Annotated in this window: 12 protein-coding genes; 9 read left to right on the top strand and 3 right to left on the bottom strand. The window is 40.3% G+C overall.

All coding sequences use genetic code 11. The features are described 5' to 3' along the window. The first annotated feature begins 98 nt into the window (after positions 1-98). Positions 99-2,036, top strand: a complete 1,938-nt coding sequence (locus FA584_RS08590) for a sulfatase-like hydrolase/transferase (protein ID WP_167749166.1) — start codon at positions 99-101, stop codon at positions 2,034-2,036. A 77-nt stretch (positions 2,037-2,113) separates the two neighbouring features. Here the strand turns inward: FA584_RS08590 and FA584_RS08585 are convergent, their stop codons facing one another. The 3 genes from FA584_RS08585 to FA584_RS08575 form a co-directional block, all read right to left on the bottom strand. Further along, entirely contained in the window at positions 2,114-3,961 is a 1,848-nt protein-coding gene (locus FA584_RS08585) for a methyl-accepting chemotaxis protein (protein WP_228448561.1), read from the bottom strand. Between the two features lie 103 nt (positions 3,962-4,064). Further along, positions 4,065-4,937 carry an EamA family transporter gene (locus FA584_RS08580; protein ID WP_167749165.1) on the bottom strand — a complete coding sequence of 291 codons (873 nt, stop codon included), beginning with the start codon at positions 4,935-4,937 and terminating at the stop codon, positions 4,065-4,067. 12 nt (positions 4,938-4,949) lie between these two features. Continuing rightward, positions 4,950-5,570, bottom strand: a complete 621-nt coding sequence (locus tag FA584_RS08575) for a LysE family translocator (RefSeq protein WP_167749164.1) — start codon at positions 5,568-5,570, stop codon at positions 4,950-4,952. A 193-nt stretch (positions 5,571-5,763) separates the two neighbouring features. Here FA584_RS08575 and FA584_RS08570 point away from each other — a divergent pair, with 193 nt between their 5' ends. From FA584_RS08570 to FA584_RS08535, 8 genes are all read left to right on the top strand, one after another. Beyond that, a complete protein-coding gene (locus FA584_RS08570) occupies positions 5,764-6,945 on the top strand; it encodes a methyl-accepting chemotaxis protein (protein WP_167749163.1) in 1,182 nt (393 codons plus the stop codon). Between the two features lie 200 nt (positions 6,946-7,145). Next, a complete protein-coding gene (locus tag FA584_RS08565; protein WP_167749162.1) occupies positions 7,146-8,264 on the top strand; it encodes an ABC transporter substrate-binding protein in 1,119 nt (372 codons plus the stop codon). Between the two features lie 186 nt (positions 8,265-8,450). Beyond that, on the top strand, positions 8,451-9,569 hold the full coding sequence (locus FA584_RS08560; protein WP_167749161.1) for an ABC transporter substrate-binding protein: 1,119 nt from the start codon (positions 8,451-8,453) through the stop codon (positions 9,567-9,569). Between the two features lie 121 nt (positions 9,570-9,690). Next, positions 9,691-13,161: a methionine synthase gene (metH, locus tag FA584_RS08555; protein ID WP_167749160.1), complete on the top strand. Its 3,471-nt coding sequence runs from the start codon at positions 9,691-9,693 to the stop codon at positions 13,159-13,161. Positions 13,162-13,191: 30 nt separating this feature from the next. Beyond that, a complete protein-coding gene (locus FA584_RS08550) occupies positions 13,192-13,983 on the top strand; it encodes an alpha/beta fold hydrolase (RefSeq protein WP_167749159.1) in 792 nt (263 codons plus the stop codon). An 11-nt stretch (positions 13,984-13,994) separates the two neighbouring features. Then, positions 13,995-14,690: an SIR2 family NAD-dependent protein deacylase gene (locus FA584_RS08545; protein WP_167749158.1), complete on the top strand. Its 696-nt coding sequence runs from the start codon at positions 13,995-13,997 to the stop codon at positions 14,688-14,690. 467 nt (positions 14,691-15,157) lie between these two features. Beyond that, on the top strand, positions 15,158-16,468 hold the full coding sequence (locus FA584_RS08540) for a hypothetical protein (RefSeq protein ID WP_167749157.1): 1,311 nt from the start codon (positions 15,158-15,160) through the stop codon (positions 16,466-16,468). Positions 16,469-16,804: 336 nt separating this feature from the next. Beyond that, a complete protein-coding gene (locus tag FA584_RS08535; protein ID WP_167749156.1) occupies positions 16,805-17,242 on the top strand; it encodes a nucleoside deaminase in 438 nt (145 codons plus the stop codon). Positions 17,243-17,249: the final 7 nt, after the last annotated feature.

Raw genomic sequence — 17,249 nt, 5'->3', positions numbered from 1 at the left:
TAAAATTTAATCAGTTTTTAAAAAGAAGAATTTTTAATGCAATTTTTTAACAACAAGCTATAATATCGATCTAAAATAAAAGAGGAATCTAAACAACAATGAATAACATGTTATGGTTATCCGCAGGACTTTTTCTTATCGCCTTATTTACCTCTAAACATCGTACCTATACTTCTAGGACTGCATCTATTGGCGCGGTCGTTATTTTTCTTTATATGGTACTCAGTGCGTGTTATATTGTTTCCAACTATTTTACGGGAGAGGGTATTAACGATGCCGTTATTTTCCATCTTCGTTATGGGCTGGATGGCTCTGGATTTGCTGATTATTATTTAATCATAGCAGTCGGAATTGGACTATTGATCAGCAGTTTAATGATCTCAGTTTTTTACTATCGAATGCTTAAAAACAGTGTTCTTTCTGAGCATCAAAAGCTGAAACGACTTATATCAACGGTGTCGTTGATATTGGCTTTAATCATCCACCCAACAGTACGCTTTTTAGGTGAGAGTGCGCTTAGCGTCCTTGGAGTTGAAAATCCTTTGAGCCTCAAATATAATTTTTCAGATTATTATAAAACAGCTTCATTATCGGCAATTAGCGAAAATCATCCTAATCTGGTTTATATTTTTGCAGAGAGTTTTGAAGACACCTATTTTGATGAAAAAATATTTCCCTCTTTAGTCACCGCGCTACGTCCAATAAGAGAGCAAAGTATCTCTTTTACGCAGATAAAACAAGCATGGGGAACTAGCTGGACGATTGCAGGAATGACATCGGTGATGTGTGGACTTCCTCTGGTGACTCCTTCTCGAAATTCAGACTCTCCTCAAGGCAATTCTATGTCTAAGATGAGTACGTTTTATTCAGGTGCCGTGTGTATGAGTGATATGCTCCATAAAGAAGGGTATAAACTCATCTACCGCAGTGGTTCACCTTTAGAGTTTGCAGGCGTTGATAAACTTTATAAAACCCATCAGTTTGATGATATCAAAGGCATTAAAGAGCTTAAACCTTTGCTTTCAAATCCAAGTTATCAAACACCATGGGGATTGTATGATGATACCCTTTTTGATATTGCGAGGAATGATTTTAAAAAGTATTCCAAAAGCAAACAAAAATTTGCGATGTTTCTCTCTACCATGGATACGCATCATCCTTATGGACATGTCTCAAAAAGCTGCAAGGCTCAGGAGTATAAGGATGGCAGCAATTCCATGCTCAATGCGGTGATTTGTTCGGATGAGTTAATTGCAAAGTTTATCAAGCAGATTCAAGATTCGCCTTATGGTAAAAATACGATTATTGTTGTAGGCTCTGACCACCTTGCAATGCACAATATGGCGATTGATGATCTTATGAAGGGTGAGCGTCGCGATCAATTTATGATCATTGACCCTCGTCTAAGCCATGGTGATAAAATTGAAAAAGTAGGAAGTACCTTGGATATTGGCGCAACGCTTTTGTCCTTTCTCGGCTATAAAGGAACCGTTGGACTCAGCAGAGATCTTTTGGGCGATGAGCCTTCATTGATGGAAGAATTTAAAGATGTAGATAAACTTTTAAACGCGTGGTCCAATGAGATTAGTCGTTTTTGGGAATTCCCAAAAATAGAGAAAGAGTTAGTCTTAGATACGACAAAAAACAGTCTTAAAATAGGCTCAACACTGTACAAATTTCCAATTTTATTGCACTTGAGTGAGAATTTGGAGGTCAGTCCTTTCTTTGAAGTCAAACTCAAGTTTTTTGAGACAGTCAAACTCTTTGGCTATTTGCACGATTACCATGCTGAAGATGCGTTTTTATGGGTAGATAAATGTTCACGCATTAATACGTTAAGCAGTGAAAATAATGTCTCACTCAAAGGTAAATATTGTTTTGCTTTAGGAAAATTAGGCGGTGAGATAACAACAGAAGCCCTTAATTCCGAAAAGAAGCTCAGTTTAGAGCTCTTAAATCAAACATTAACCCTTCCTTTTGAGGAAGAAAAAGCGATCCAAAGGCGTGAAAATCTAATGCAAATTAAAGAGAAATAAGCGATGATTTCTCTTTACATGTAAAAGCTTTTCATCCCTTTTAAGATTTGAATTTTTGGAGTTCATTATTGAGATTTTCATTCATACGGTGAAGATCTTCGGATGCTTTCGATATATTTTTCAATACTGCAGACATTTTCGTGAGAAAGAATGTTGACTTTTTCAACTTCTTCGACCATATGGTTGATTTTGCTCGATGTAAAGATAAAGCTATCAACGGTTTGAGCCGTATTGGCAATCGTCTCTTGGATAATAAGATCAATATCGCTAATGCTTTCTTCTAACTCCAACGAAAGGGTTACAAGATTATGTACTTCATGGGCATTTTGAGCAATATCGGTGTTGGCATCCATAATAGATTGGACGACCACATTGACGGTTGCATCAATCGCAATCAGACTCTTTTGTGTACTTTCGGCTAGTTTTCGCACTTCATCAGCAACCACAGCAAAGCCACGACCATGTTCTCCTGCGCGTGCTGCTTCAATAGCGGCATTGAGCGCTAAAAGATTAGTTTGTTCCGCAATCGTATGGATAATGCCTAAAATATCTCTAATTTCGTTGGTATTATGGCTCACATGATTGAGTTTTTCAGCCAAATCTTGTTCTTTTTGAGCGGTTATTTGCATGGTATGTTCTAATGTTTCAAACTTTGTTTTAACACTGTGCATCTCTTTTTGTGTTTTTTCTAAAACGATATGAGATGATTTGACCTTATCGACGGAATTTTCAATGGCATGGGTGAGGGCATTTCCTTCCTCTTTTGTTGAGAGAATAATTTTTGATTCTGCTTCCACATTGCGTACCATCTCTGAAGTATTTTTTGAAAGTTGTTGCGATATCGAAAAATTCTCATGGCTAATGATTTTAGAATGGGTGACAATTTCGTGCAGTTTTGCAATGAAAGTGTTAATGTACGATGATACCTTTCCAAATTCATCATTTCCTATGACCTCAAGTCTTTGACTAAGATCTCCATGTGCGCTTGAAAGCTCATAAGCAATGTTTCCTAGCCTGTCGAGCGGTTTTAAAAGGGCTTTAATTAAAAAGACAATGATGACAACAGAACCCAAAAGCATCAGTGTACCGATGAGAAAAAGCTTTTGTATTTGCAAATTTAAGAAAGAGTAAGATGTTGATTTATCGAATGCAATAGCAATGCGCCAACCACTTTGAGTTGAAATGGTGGAGGCAAACAATTTGTCGACACCGTCATAGGTGTAGTTGAGAATGCCTTCTTGTTTATCATTAAATTGGCGTGTGAGGTTTGGAACAACACTGGCTAAATTTTTACCAATAAGTGCTTTATTAGGGTGAACAACAATCGTTCCCTTGGTATCGAGTAAGATACCATAACCTCCCTCGAAGGTGATTTCAGAAAGGGTCTTAGTCAAAGAATTTAGTGCAATATCGACACCAAGAACACCTATAATGACGTTGTTTTCATCAAAGATAGGGGTCATCATGGTGATCATCAGTGTTTTAGTCGTAGTGTCTTCATACGCATCGGTGATGCCGATTTTTTTACTTTCTTTTGCCTGCTTGTACCACGCTTGGGTGCGAGGATCATACCCCTGCGGTCGATTTTTCTCACTCCCCCAGATCATTCCACCATCTTCAAACCCCACATACGAATCAACTGCCCCAATGATTTTAGTCGTTTCTCCCAGTTTTTCAACCATATCGTGAAGAGTTCTGATGTCAATGTCTTTGTAATAACGCGATGCACTTTCAATGTTACTTTTTTTGGTACTCAGCAGAAGATCTATATAGTCTTTAAACGAACGAGAGGCCATCGTTAGGCTGGATTCAATTTGATGAATGCTGTTCTCTTTGGTGTCCTGATAGCTAAAGAGGCTAAAGGAGATGAGACTTAAAAACATTAAAACAGATACCGTCAGAATAATTTTCGTTTTAAATAGCACAGAAGACCTTTTTTGGAATTGTTCTGGTCATTTTAGTCTATAAAAAAAACAAAACGGTTACCAAAAAAGGTAGTAGCTTAAAAAATAGATGATGTTATAAAGTTTAAGTTCGCTTAATGAGCCGATCTCCATAAAGGTTGATGACAAGGCCTGTAACGATCAAACACGCTGCAATGAGCTTCCAACTGGGCAAGGCTTCTCCCACTAAAATAGCCGAAGAGGTAAATCCAACCACAGGCACTAAAAGCGTAAAAGGAGCGACAGTAGTGGCTGGATAACGACTGAGCAACCAACTCCAAATGCCAAACCCAAAAAAAGTGACAGGATACGCAAGATAGGCAATCGCACCAATGCTTTTGAACGTGAGATGCGTGAACATCGCAAAACTCCACAAATGCGATTCAAAAATATAAGAGAGTGCCAGTAAAAAAGGAAGCGAGATGAGGCTTCCCCAAACCACGAGGCTGAGCATATCGACTTTGCCGATCTGCTTGGAAACAAGATTGCCAATTGCCCATGAAAGGGCTGCACATTCGACTAAAGCAAGTCCTAAGAGATTGACGTCGCCTCCTGCATGAAATCCCACAAATACAATCCCCGAAAAAGCAACGATTGCTCCAATGATCTTGGCAAGTGTCATCTTCTCTTTGATGAAAATCACGGCTAAAATGGCGGTAAAAAAGACTTGCGTTTGAAGGGCAAGAGAGGCAATGCCCGAACTGACTCCTGCATACATGCCTGAAAATAAAAAGGCGAAGTCTAGAATAAACATGCTCAATGAATAAAAAAAGAGCATTTTCCAAGAGGTGTTTTGAGGGCGCTTGAAAAAGAAGATGGCAGGGAAGGTTGCAAAAAAGAAACGGAAAAATGTGAGCAAGAGAGGAGGTAATTCTTGCAGAGCGACTTGAATCACTACAAAATTAACTCCCCAAATGACAACGACACTCAGGGCTAGTAAAATATGTTTAAGAGGCATTGATCCAACTTTCTAACGGTTGTGACTGACAAGTTTAATGCCAAACGCAATGAGTGCAATACCTGCAAGACGTGTCGCGATTTGACGTGCAAGAGGAAAGGTTTTGAGTTTATGTGCTAACGTATTGCCCAAAAGAACTAAAAGCGCTTGGTACGCAAGGCTGATAAGGCTTACATGTAAAATCATCGCACCAAGGGTTACATTGGAAGCGTCTGGACGTAAAAAGAGTGGGAAAAATGCCACGAAAAAAAGCATGACTTTTGGGTTGGTGATGCTGACAAAAAAAGCCTGTTTAAAATAGACTAAGGCTGATTTCCTAGGTTCCACTTTCCCCGTATCGGATTCAATTTTAGTACGGAGCAATCCAACGCCTAACCAACATAAATAGCCTGCACCAAAATATTGAAGCATTTCAAACAAAAAGGGATTTTGTTGCATAATAGCGGCAAGTCCTGCCAGAGCGGCTATCATAAAGGCAAAATCACCTAAGAGTGTTCCAAAAACAGCACCAAGTCCTGCTTTAATACCATTACGAGCCGTAGCATTTAAAATTGCAATGGTTCCAGCACCAGGTATCAGTTGAAAAACTAAAATGGCAGCGATAAAGCTGTAATAGTTTTGAATGTCAAACATACAAACCCCTTATTAAATTTTGGATTATTGTACTATGATTCGAACAAAAGCATTGCTTATTTTTCGTCCCTTTTTTGTCCAACCTTTTGTCTATAATATAAAGGTAGAGAATTGCTTGATTGAAAAGAGCACAACAAATAGGGGCGATACTTTTCATTATTTTGTCATTAATATACTGATTTAAAGGAAGTACATGAGCGTTAATCTACTTTTAATCGGAGCCAATGAAGCAACAACAGAAGAGCTTGTTTCATTAGTCGATGCTACTCTTTCCACCGCTGCCACGTATCAAAAAGCTACTTTAAGTAACTATCAAAATTATGATGTCGCAAATTTTGATTTGGTTGTCTGTTTTGCGAATCGTTATGATGAAATGGTCAAGAAATATGGCAAAGAGAAAGTGATCTCTGTTGAATTTGTTCCTCCAACGGATTTTTTTGTCACCGTTGGTCGCATTCCTAGCGGCGAAAATGTAGTCATCTTCAATAACAGCACTTCTGGTGCGAATGTTTTACTCAAATTTTTAAAATTTTACAATCTCAATCATGTAGGGTATAAAATTGTTCCTTTTGATGAGTGCAGTGAAGCTGAAACGAAAGATGCTCTTTTGGAAGCCAAATATATTATCGGAACCGATGGCTATGTCTCTTCAGGTAAAGCACTTTATTCGAAATTTAGCCACTATTTACGTCCAGATGTTACGGTCATTCCAAGTCCTCCTCGAACGGCAACTGCTGAGAGTGTGAGTGGTTTGGCACAAGTCGTCACGGCGATTAATAGCGATAAGGCTTTGCAAGAAGCGCGTGATATTTCTAAAAAACTTGCGACATTAACCAAAGAGATCTCTGTGATAACGCAAACGGCATCTCAGTCTATTGAAAATACTGCCAACACCATTGTCGTCGTTAATGGCAAATTAGCTTCTGAAGTGCAAAATATTCAAGTCACAAACAATATGGCACAAGAGTTAACCGAAGCGGTCGAGCAAATTGGTAATATTACGACAGCGATCAAATATATAGCAAGTGAAACCAACCTTTTAGCGCTCAATGCAACGATTGAAGCGGCACGTGCGGGTGACCATGGACGTGGATTTGCCGTTGTTGCCAGTGAAGTACGAAAACTGTCCGATCAAAGCAACAAATCGACCGATAATATTCGTATCTCCATTATGGATGTTCAAAAAGTCGTTGATCAAATCGTTCCGGCGTTACAACGTACGGTCGATGAAATTATCAAAACACAGGCTGAAGTTGAGCGCATTAGCCTTGCTGCACAAGAAGAGAGTCGTGCAATGAGTGAAATCATCAAAAAACTTCAAATCATTGTTGATGTTTCTCAAGCGCTTGATACAGCAGAAAACAATCACGCGTAAATTTTCGACTTCATTGTGAAAAAGAGGCTTTGGTCTCTTTTTCATCTTTGTGTATTTTCCCCTAATTCATCTTTACATGTAATGCTTTTTTAGATTATTTAAAGAGAGGTGACTTATACACTAGTAAAAAAGTCAAATTACTTGACATTAAACAATGATTCTGTTATGCTTTCGTTCACATTTAAACTAAGGAGTTACCTATGCGTCCATTATTCACTGTTTTCACCATTACCTCTCTGATCGCAACATTTGCCGTTGCCAAAGAGATCAATGTGGGTGTTGTGATGCCTATGAGTGGCTCTTTAGCGTCATACGGGCAGACAACCTATGAAGGTGTTGAATTGGCTCATTTCCTGCAACCAACACTCAAAAATGGGGACCATTTAAACTTGGTTTTGGTTGATAATAAAGGCGATAAAGTAGAGTCCGCCAATGCTGCGACAAGGCTTATCACTTCCGATAAAGTTGTAGGTATTTTAGGTGCAATTACGAGCACCAATACAGCTCAGATCATTTCCATAGCGGATAAAAAGCAAATCCCTGTCATTGCACCTGTCGCCACCAATGACAAACTGACGGAAAACAGAGCTTATGCGAGTCGGGTCTGTTTTACAGACTCTTTTCAAGGAACCGTTGTTGCAAACTATGCTGTTAAAGATTTGGGTTTGAAAACCGCTGTCGTTCTTACAGATCAAGCGCAAGTCTATTCACTAGGACTTTCGAAAGCCTTTAGCGAAGCGTTTGTTAAAAATGGCGGTAAAGTGCTCAAAGAAATTCGTGTGAGTTCGGGCGACAAAGATTTTAAGGCAGTTGTTGCACAAGTGAAATCATTGAATCCCGATATGATTTTTTTACCTATTTACCATGCAGAAGCTTCTATGATTACCCGTCAAGCGAAGCAGATTGGACTCACAAAACCCTTTTTGTCAGGAGACAGTGTCGCCAATCCAACGTTTATAGAATTAGCAGGCGATAGTGCCGAAGGACATATGTTTACGGACTTTTTCGATTATAATGCTCCTCCGACACAACGCTCAAAAGATTTTATCGCTGCGTATGAGACAAAAACGGGCAAAAAAGAGGTGAATTCATTTGTAACATTGGGTGCAGATACGTACAATCTTTTAGTTGATGCAATGAACCGTTGTTCTAACTCTAACGATAGCGTATGTATTAACGATCAAATTAAAAAAACTGTTAACTTTGAAGGTGTTTCAGGGTTTATCTCCATCGACAAAAATGGCAATGCAACGCGCTCCGCTGTGATCAAAGAGATCAAAGGCGGCAAAGCTGTTTATAAATCTACGGTCAATCCCTAAGCTTTACATGTAAAGAGAAGAAGCAAACCTCTACTTCTTCTCTTTTCCTTCATACACGACCTCATTTCATCCCTCTTTTGTCACTTTGATAGTCTATGATTTTGTATCAATTTGTATTACTTTGAGTCTATCGTAATGATAATTTTGTTAAACTTTTCAAAAATTAGACGGATAGGAGAAATAAAGATGCGTCAATTCATAGCACTGGCAACCATTACCAGTTTAGTCGCAACATTGGCACTTGCCAAAGAGATCAATGTAGGTGTTATTATGCCTATGAGTGGTCCTCTCGCTGGGTATGGTCAAGTGGCATATGAGGGTGTTGAACTTGCAAACTCGCTTCAACCAAAACTGAAAAATGGCGATAGCATTAAGCTTGTTTTAGTCGATACTAAAGGTGATAAAGTCGAATCCGCCAATGCGGCAACCAGACTCATTACTTCAGACAAAGTCGTGGGGATAATTGGTGAGATGATTAGCACGAATACCGCTCAAATTATCGCCATTGCCGACAAAAAACAGATTCCCGTCATCGCACCTGCTGCGACCAATGATAAACTCACTGAAAATCGAGTGTTCGCAAACCGTGTCTGCTTTAGTGACTCGTTTCAAGGAACGGTCGTTGCTAATTATGCGGCAAAAGATTTGGGTTTAAAAACAGCTGTGATCGTCACTGATCAAGCGCAAGTCTATTCACTCGGACTTTCGAAAGCCTTTACGCAAGCGTTTGTTAAAAACGGTGGTAAAGTGCTTAAAGAGATTCGTATCAGCTCAGGCGATAAAGATTTTAAAGCGGTGGTTTCACAGGTCAAGGCTCTGAATGCGGACTTTGTGTTCTTGCCACTGTATCACACTGAAGCGTCGATGATTAAACGTCAAGCCAAACAGATTGATCTAAATAAACCGTTTATCTCAGGTGATGGTGTCGCCAATCAAACCTTTATTGATTTAGGGGGTGATGCGGTTGAGGGATATATGTTTACTGATGCGTTCGATCACAGTGCGCCTCCAACTGGGAAATCAAAAGATTTTATCGCTGCGTATGAGAAAAAAACAGGCAAAAAAGAGTTGAACTCCTTTACCGCACTGGGCGCAGATGCTTACAATGTAATGGTTGATGCAATGAACCGTTGTGCTAATGCAGAAGACAGCGTTTGTATCAACACAGAAATTCGTAAAACTTCTAAATATGAGGGTGTTTCTGGCTTTATTTCCATCGATGATAAAGGCAACGCAACCCGTTCAGCCATTATCAAAGAGATCAAAGATGGCAAAGCTGTTTACAAATCTACCGTCAATCCATAATCTTTACATGTAAAAACCAAAGGGGTATTTTTTGCCTCTTTGGATTACTCCTACCCTTTTAGCCTCTCCTTACCAAAGTTTTGGTACTATCATTTCAGTTATAACACACTAGGAATTCGACTTGGCAACACTTCAAGAACTTATCAAAGAGAAAATTTTAGTCATCGATGGTGCGATGGGCACGCAAATTCAAGCACTTGAAATTGCCCCTGAACAGTGGGAAGGTAAAGAGGGCTGCAACGAGCTTTTAAATGTTACATGTAAAGATGCCATTTCAAAAATTCACCGCGGCTATTTGCTTGCGGGTGCTGACATCATCAAGACCAATACCTTTGGCGCACTGCCGTGGGTGTTGGAAGATTACGGCATTGGAAAGAGAGCGTATGAACTCGCTCGTGCGGGTGTGGAGATCGTCAAAGAGGCATGTGCGGAGTTTGCCACAGCGCAAAAGCCACGTTTTACAGCCGCTGCTTTTGGCCCTGGAACGAAACTCCCTTCTTTGGGGCATATTGGCTACGATGCAATGTATGAAGGCTACAAAGAGGCAGCGCGTGGGGCGATTGATGGTGGATGTGATCTTTTCCTTATTGAAACAGCGCAAGACCCTCTTCAAATCAAAGCCGCACTTCATGCAATAATGGACGCTCAAAATGCTTTACATGTAAAACTTCCCATCATGGTTTCCGTGACAATAGAGCTGAGCGGTACGATGCTGATTGGAACCGATGCGACCACCATTGCCACGATCTTAGAGCCGTTTGATATTATGAGTCTTGGCTTCAACTGTGGCACAGGCCCTGAGCAGGTTGAAAAGCATGTTAAAACGCTCAGTTCCGTTTGGGGTAAACCCATTAGTGTCCACGCCAATGCAGGACTTCCGCAAAACCGTGGCGGCTACACGTTTTATCCGATGGGACCGCGTGAATTTGCGGAGCTTCAAGAAAAATTCACTGAAATTGCGGGTGTTGCCATACTCGGTGGCTGTTGCGGTACCACGCCTCAGCATATCTTAGAGCTTTCCAAGCGTGTGGAGGGTAAAAAACCGCTTGCTCCCAAAGGAGAAATGCCTCGTAGCATTGCCTCGTTATTTGAAACAAGGGCACTCAAGCAAGACCCAGCGCCGTTTCTCATTGGTGAGCGAAGTAATGCCACAGGCTCTAAAGCGTTTCGTGAGTTACTCCTTGCCGAAGACTACGATGGCACACTGAGCGTTGCGCAACAACAAGTACGCAGTGGCGCGCATGGCATTGACGTGAGTGTCGGTTTTGCAGGACGCGATGAGCACAAAGACACCCAAGAGGTGATGGGACGTTACGTGCAAAAAATCCTTTTGCCACTCATGCCTGACACCACTCAAGTACCAGCGCTTGAAGTCGCCCTTAAACTCATTGGTGGCAAGCCCATCATTAACTCCGTCAACCTCGAAGATGGCATCGAAAAGTTCGACAAAGTCTGCTCTTTAGCCAAACGTTTTGGTGCGGCACTCGTGTGTCTGACCATCGATGAAGTCGGTATGGCAAAGAGCAAAGAGCAAAAGGTGGCGATTGCCGAGCGCATTTATGCCTTAGCGACTGAGAAGCATGGCATTCACCCTGAAGATTTGGTGTTTGATCTTCTCACGTTTACCGTGGGCAGTGGCGATGCTGAGTACCATACGGCGGCGATTGAGACCATTGAGGCGATTCGTGAATTTCATGCGATGCACCCCGAAGTGGGTTTTGTCCTTGGTGTTTCGAACATCTCGTTTGGTTTGGCTAAACACGCCCGTGAGTACCTAAACTCCGTCTTCTTGCACCACTGCGTCGAAGCGGGTCTCAGTATGGCGATTGTCAATGTAAAAAATACCCTTCCGATGCACAAGATCAGTGACGTGGATAAAAAAATCTGTGAAGATTTACTCTTCAACCACCGAGAAGAGGGCGATCCGCTCTTTAAATTCATTGACCATTTTGCAGGCGTTGTGGAAAACAAAGACGAAAGCGACGCGGCGTATCTTGCAATGGATACGAAAGAGAAAATCTCAACCCTGCTCATTGATGGTGATAAAGAGCGTATGCTGACGCTTCTACCCACTGCCAAAGAGGAAATTGCTGCGGAAGTCATTGTCAATGAGATATTAATCGATGCGATGAAAGTGGTCGGCGAGCTGTTTGGTAGCGGAAAGATGCAGTTGCCATTTGTCCTACAATCGGCTGAAGTGATGAAAGCCGCGGTGGATTATCTGCAACCTTATTTGCCAAAAACCGAGAAGAATACCACCACAACGCTCATCATCGGAACCGTGAAAGGCGATGTGCACGATGTGGGTAAAAACCTTGTCGATATCATCCTTAGCAACAACGGTTTTAAAGTCATCAACATTGGTATCAAAGCGGACTTAGACAAATTTTTAGAAGCACTTAAAGAGCACAACGCTGATGCGATTGGTATGAGTGGACTTTTGGTAAAGTCGACCAATGTCATGAAAGAGAACCTTGAAGCGATGCAGAAGATGGGCATTAAAATCCCTGTTATTTTAGGCGGTGCGGCACTGACCGATACCTTCGTGGAAGAGTTTTGTCGTCCGATTTACGATGGGCCAATTTACTACTGCAAAGACGCGTTTGAGGGCATAACTGCAATGTCACGCATCGAGGTAAAAAACTATGACACCTCGTTTAGTCGCGTCGTGCTTGAAAACAGTGTCAATCGTGCCACGAAAGAGCTCAAAGAGATTCCTCCGTTTCATGAGCTTAAAATGCCTAGTCGTGACATTACCATTCCGACACCGCCATTTTGGGGCAGACGTGTGCTGAAAACCGATGTGAAAGAGCTCGCATTTTCGTGGATCAACCACAAAATTCTCTTTGCACAGCGTTGGGGTTACAGTGGCAAAGGGCAGAGCAAAGAAGCGAAGCAAAAACAGCTTGATGAGGTTTTGTGGCCAGCGTTCGAGCGCATTAAAGCCGACATCGAACGACTAGGACTTTTTGAGCCAACCATCATTTACGGTTACTATCCAGCGCGATCAAGCGAAAACAATCTCTACCTTTTTGATGAGAGAGAGGGCTATTTTAGTGAAGCGCAAGTCAATCGTGAAGACATCGAAGCGATCAAAGCGCGTGCCATTAAGACGTTTGATTTCCCGCGTCAAAACAGAAATCCGTACCGTTCTTTAAGCGATTTTATAAGCCCTGATCGTCATGATGTTTTGGCATTGACATGTGTCAGTGCGGGTGCAAAGTTCTCTGCGTATGAAAAAGAGCTTTACGATGCGGGCAATTTTACCGAGTATTTTTTCGTGCATGGACTGGGCGTAGAACTTGCCGAAGCATTAGCGGAAATCGCTCATAAACAGATACGTCTTGATCTTGGCATTGCTGAAAATGAGGGGCATAGTCTGCGCGATGTGCAGATGAAGCGTTACCTTGGATGTCGCTATTCGTTTGGCTACCCAGCATGCCCTGCCTTGGAAGATACACGCATCATTTTTGACCTGCTTAAACCTGAAGAATTTGGCATAGAACTCAGCGAAACATTTCAGATTCACCCTGAGCAAAGTACCACGGCTATCGTGATGCACCACAGGGAGGCCTTATATTTTAATGTCTGATGTATAATGGTTTTATACAAAGGATAGATAATGAAAAAAACAGTTGGCGGGTTATCGGTTTTATTGGAAGGCAATCAAAAAAATAGAGCAATCATTTTTTTACACGGTTTTCCGTATGACCACACGATGTGGCACGCCCAAATAGCGGCTCTTAGTGAAACCTACTACTGTGTGGCGTACGACATACGTGGGCTTGGCGACTCATCTGTTGGTGATGGGCAGTTTACGATGGAGTCATTTGTGGATGATCTTGAGTTGATGATTGGCGACCTAAAAGATGAAAAACCGCCTATTTTATGCGCGTTTTCGATGGGTGGCTACATCGCCTTACGTGCTTTAGAGCGCATGGAAAATAAATTTTCAGCACTTATTTTATGTGACACGGCGGCACATGCTGACAACAATGACACCAAACTAAGACGTTCTGATGCCATTAAACGCATTAACGCAAAAGGGTTAACATCATTTTCGAAACATTTTATTGCTCAGTGTTACAGCGATACCTACAAAAAAGAGCATAAAGAGCTCGTCGATAAGCGCATCACCAAGTCCATGAAATTTAACTCCATTGGTGTGAAAGGGTGCGTCTTTGCGATGCTGACACGCAATGACATGACTGAGTTTCTTCCTTCCATAAAAATTCCAACACTGCTTTTGTGCGGCGAACATGACACGTTAACACCTTCTTCAGGGATGCAAACGATGGCAAAGCAGATAGAGGGTTCAGAGTTTGTACTTATCAAAAATGCAGCGCACATGAGCGTGGTAGAAAACCCAGAAGAGAGCAATGACGCAATCAAGGCATTTTTAGCAAAACTGTAAAGAGGTAAACCATGGCACGGGTTGTTATTTTTTCAGGGGCAGGCATCAGTGCAGAGAGTGGGCTTTCTACTTTTCGCGACACGGGCGGACTGTGGGAAAAGTACCGCATCGAAGAGATTTGCCAAGCGGGGTGTCTGTCTTGGAATAGAGAAAATACCCTCACATTTTATGATGCAAGGCGCGAACAACTTGCCTCTGTCACACCCAATACCGCACACTACGCCATCGCCAAACTTCAAGAGCGATACCCCAATGACATCGCCATTATCACCCAAAATGTAGACGACCTTTTCGAGCGAGCAGGCTGCAAGGACGTTTTACACTTGCACGGCTTTTTGCCCAGACTCCGCTGTGAAAAGTGCGGTGAAACTGAACTTATCGGCTACGCCAAGCAAGAGCGAGACGTTACATGTAAAAGCTGTGGCGGCTTTCTACGCCCCGACATTGTCTTCTTCGGCGAAGCCGCCCCAATGTACGAACACCTCTATGAAGCGATGGAAGAGTGCCAGTTTTTAGTCATCATTGGTTCAAGTGGAAACGTCGTAGCGATGGACCATTTCGCTTTACATGTAAAGGTTTCCATTCTTAATAATTTAGAGAAAAGTGATGCGATTAATGAGCGGGTGTATACGAAAGTGTTGCATCAAAAAGCGACTGAGGCGGTGGAAGAGATAGTGGGGGATGTGGAGAGGTTCTTACAAGGGTGATGCTTTGTGACAAAATAGAGTGTCTTTACATGTAAAAATTTTAATGATAAAAAGTTAACAATTTAGTTCTGATCACTCGTTCCTTATAGCCTTGGCGAATTACAATATATTATTGAACTTTTTGTATGATACTATCCAAAAGCGCTTTTTGAGTGGATTTAGAATCATTCGAGGTTACTTTTCCTTTTACATGTAAAATATATTTATTGCTCAATTTTATTAAAGTAGCCTGTCCCCTTTATTATCTGCAATAGAGTAAATGACTTATTGTTTTTATAAGACCTTTACATGTAAAGCTTTTAAGGCTAAAAAGTTAAAAGTTGGGCTCTGCCACTTTTCTTTCTTTACTTAGTGTTTTTTTGCTTAAGTAAATGCCATTCGAGACTGTCCCCATTATCCCTAAATATTCTATTTATGATAGAATATTCTTTGAATAAATAGTGTAACATCACGCATAGGTAAACATTATGTCCATATTTCCACGAAGAGTAATTCAAAGAATTCTAAATGAAAACCGTGATTTTTTATCCCCTGAACAAGCTGATAATCATGTTAAAAAATTAAATTTTCAAAGTAATGATTCTCTTGACACTATTTGGGAAGTTGTAATCTTGAATGCATTAAGTAAAATTGGACAAGTAAGTCATGAAAAAGAATACGATGGAAGTAGCAAACCAGATATCTATTTTAAATCTAAATATATTGAACCATTTGTGGCTGATATTACTTCTATAAGTGATGATTTCTATGAAAAAGAAAACCCCATAAACTATTTCCGAGAAAGTTTGAACACTTTTTTTAAAAGCTATGGTTTGACTTTAAAAGGTATCAACATTGATGTTGATCACATAATGGTGGGTGATTATGGTGACACAAAATTAAAGCTTGCGTTGCCAGAAAAAAAAGACATCCCTCAGTTTATTAAAAAAGAATTTTTTACTTTAAGAGAATCTATAAAAAACAATCCGAATAAAGAGTACAAAATAGAAATAAATAAAGATGAAATAAAAATCTCAATAAGTTTTAATCCAAAAGAGAAATACACTGTAGAAAACCATGCTTCATACAAAACACCTTATTCTTTAACGAAAAATCCTCTCTATAACAGTTTAAAGAAAAAATCCAAGCAACTTCGGAACTCAAAATATGAAGGCATTATGGGGGTTTTTATATGTGACGGTGAATGCAATTTGATAAATAATAATTTAAATGGCGCTAATAAATTCTCTCAATCCGATATTATCCAAGAAATATTTCGAAACAACACTACCTTAAGCTTCGTTATCGTTTTGTCTCTAGAGGAAAAGCGCAATCTATTTGATTTGAAATCTACAAAATTTCTCAAAGGAGAATTTTATTCAAATTCAAAAGCTAAATTCAAGGTAACTCAAACCTTTTGTGATGAACTTAAAAAAATAGAGAATTTTTTTCCAATTCCCGAAACTACGCCAGTCAATGCTAGGAGCAATCTGCAACATCAAAAACAAAAAGGATTGTCATATTATGGAGGATTTTCAATGAAAAATAGTGAATTAAAAATTTCATCGCGTATGGTAACTGAACTTTTTGCTGGTATTCTAAGTTTTGAAAAATTTGATTCAGATCATAAAAAAATGACAAAGGAAGGAAATAATAAAATAAAAGACTTTTTTTTACGACAATTCCGCGAAGGAAGAGTAATAGAAACGATTTCAGTTGAAAAATGCCAAGATAAAGATGACGATTGGATCACATTCAACTATGGGTTCAGGGATGCGTCCATATCAGAATACAAATAAAAAGTTAAAGGACAGATCTCAACTTTAAACTTTTACAGAAAAAAATAAAGGTGACATGCTACTTTAAATAGCGTATAACTCGAAATCTTCTAAGATATTTTATAATTTTGCCTAAATAATTTTTGCACTCTACCCTTTAACCTTTGGCACAATATGTCTTATAATCCACTCAATGAATAAAAGATTTAGGGCTAAACTTTTAACTTTTTGAAATTTCATTATCTTTACATGTAAAGACATCAAAACTCAACTCCTTAACGTTTAGCTACCGTATCATACAACCGTGCAAAGAAGTTATAATGCAAAGCAATCTAAGATAACTAAAAGGGAAAAATGATGGATACGTTTTTAGAAGCAGCCATAGAAGAAGCCCAAAAAGGGTTACAAGAAGGTGGCATTCCGATTGGTGCCGTGCTTGTGATAGACGGTAAAATCGTAGGGCGTGGTCACAACCGAAGGGTTCAAAAAGGAAGTGCCATCTTGCATGCGGAGATGGACTGTTTGGAAAATGCAGGACGTTTGAGTGCTCGTGATTATCAAAGAGCCACGCTTTATTCGACGTTATCACCTTGCGATATGTGCAGTGGTGCCATTTTACTGTATGGAATTCCAAAAGTCGTTATTGGTGAAAACCAAACCTTTTGTGGACCAGAGGAGTACGTGAAATCCAGAGGTGTTGAAGTAAAAGTCGTCAATCACCCACAATGTCGTGAATTGATGGAAGCTTTTATCTACAATAACCCAAAACTTTGGAATGAAGATATTGGGGTGTAAGAAGAAG

This window comes from Sulfurospirillum diekertiae, from assembly GCF_011769985.2.
Taxonomy (GTDB): Bacteria; Campylobacterota; Campylobacteria; order Campylobacterales; family Sulfurospirillaceae; genus Sulfurospirillum; species Sulfurospirillum diekertiae.
Note: the sequence above shows the minus strand (reverse complement) of the source record. Positions and strands in the feature narration are given on the sequence as shown.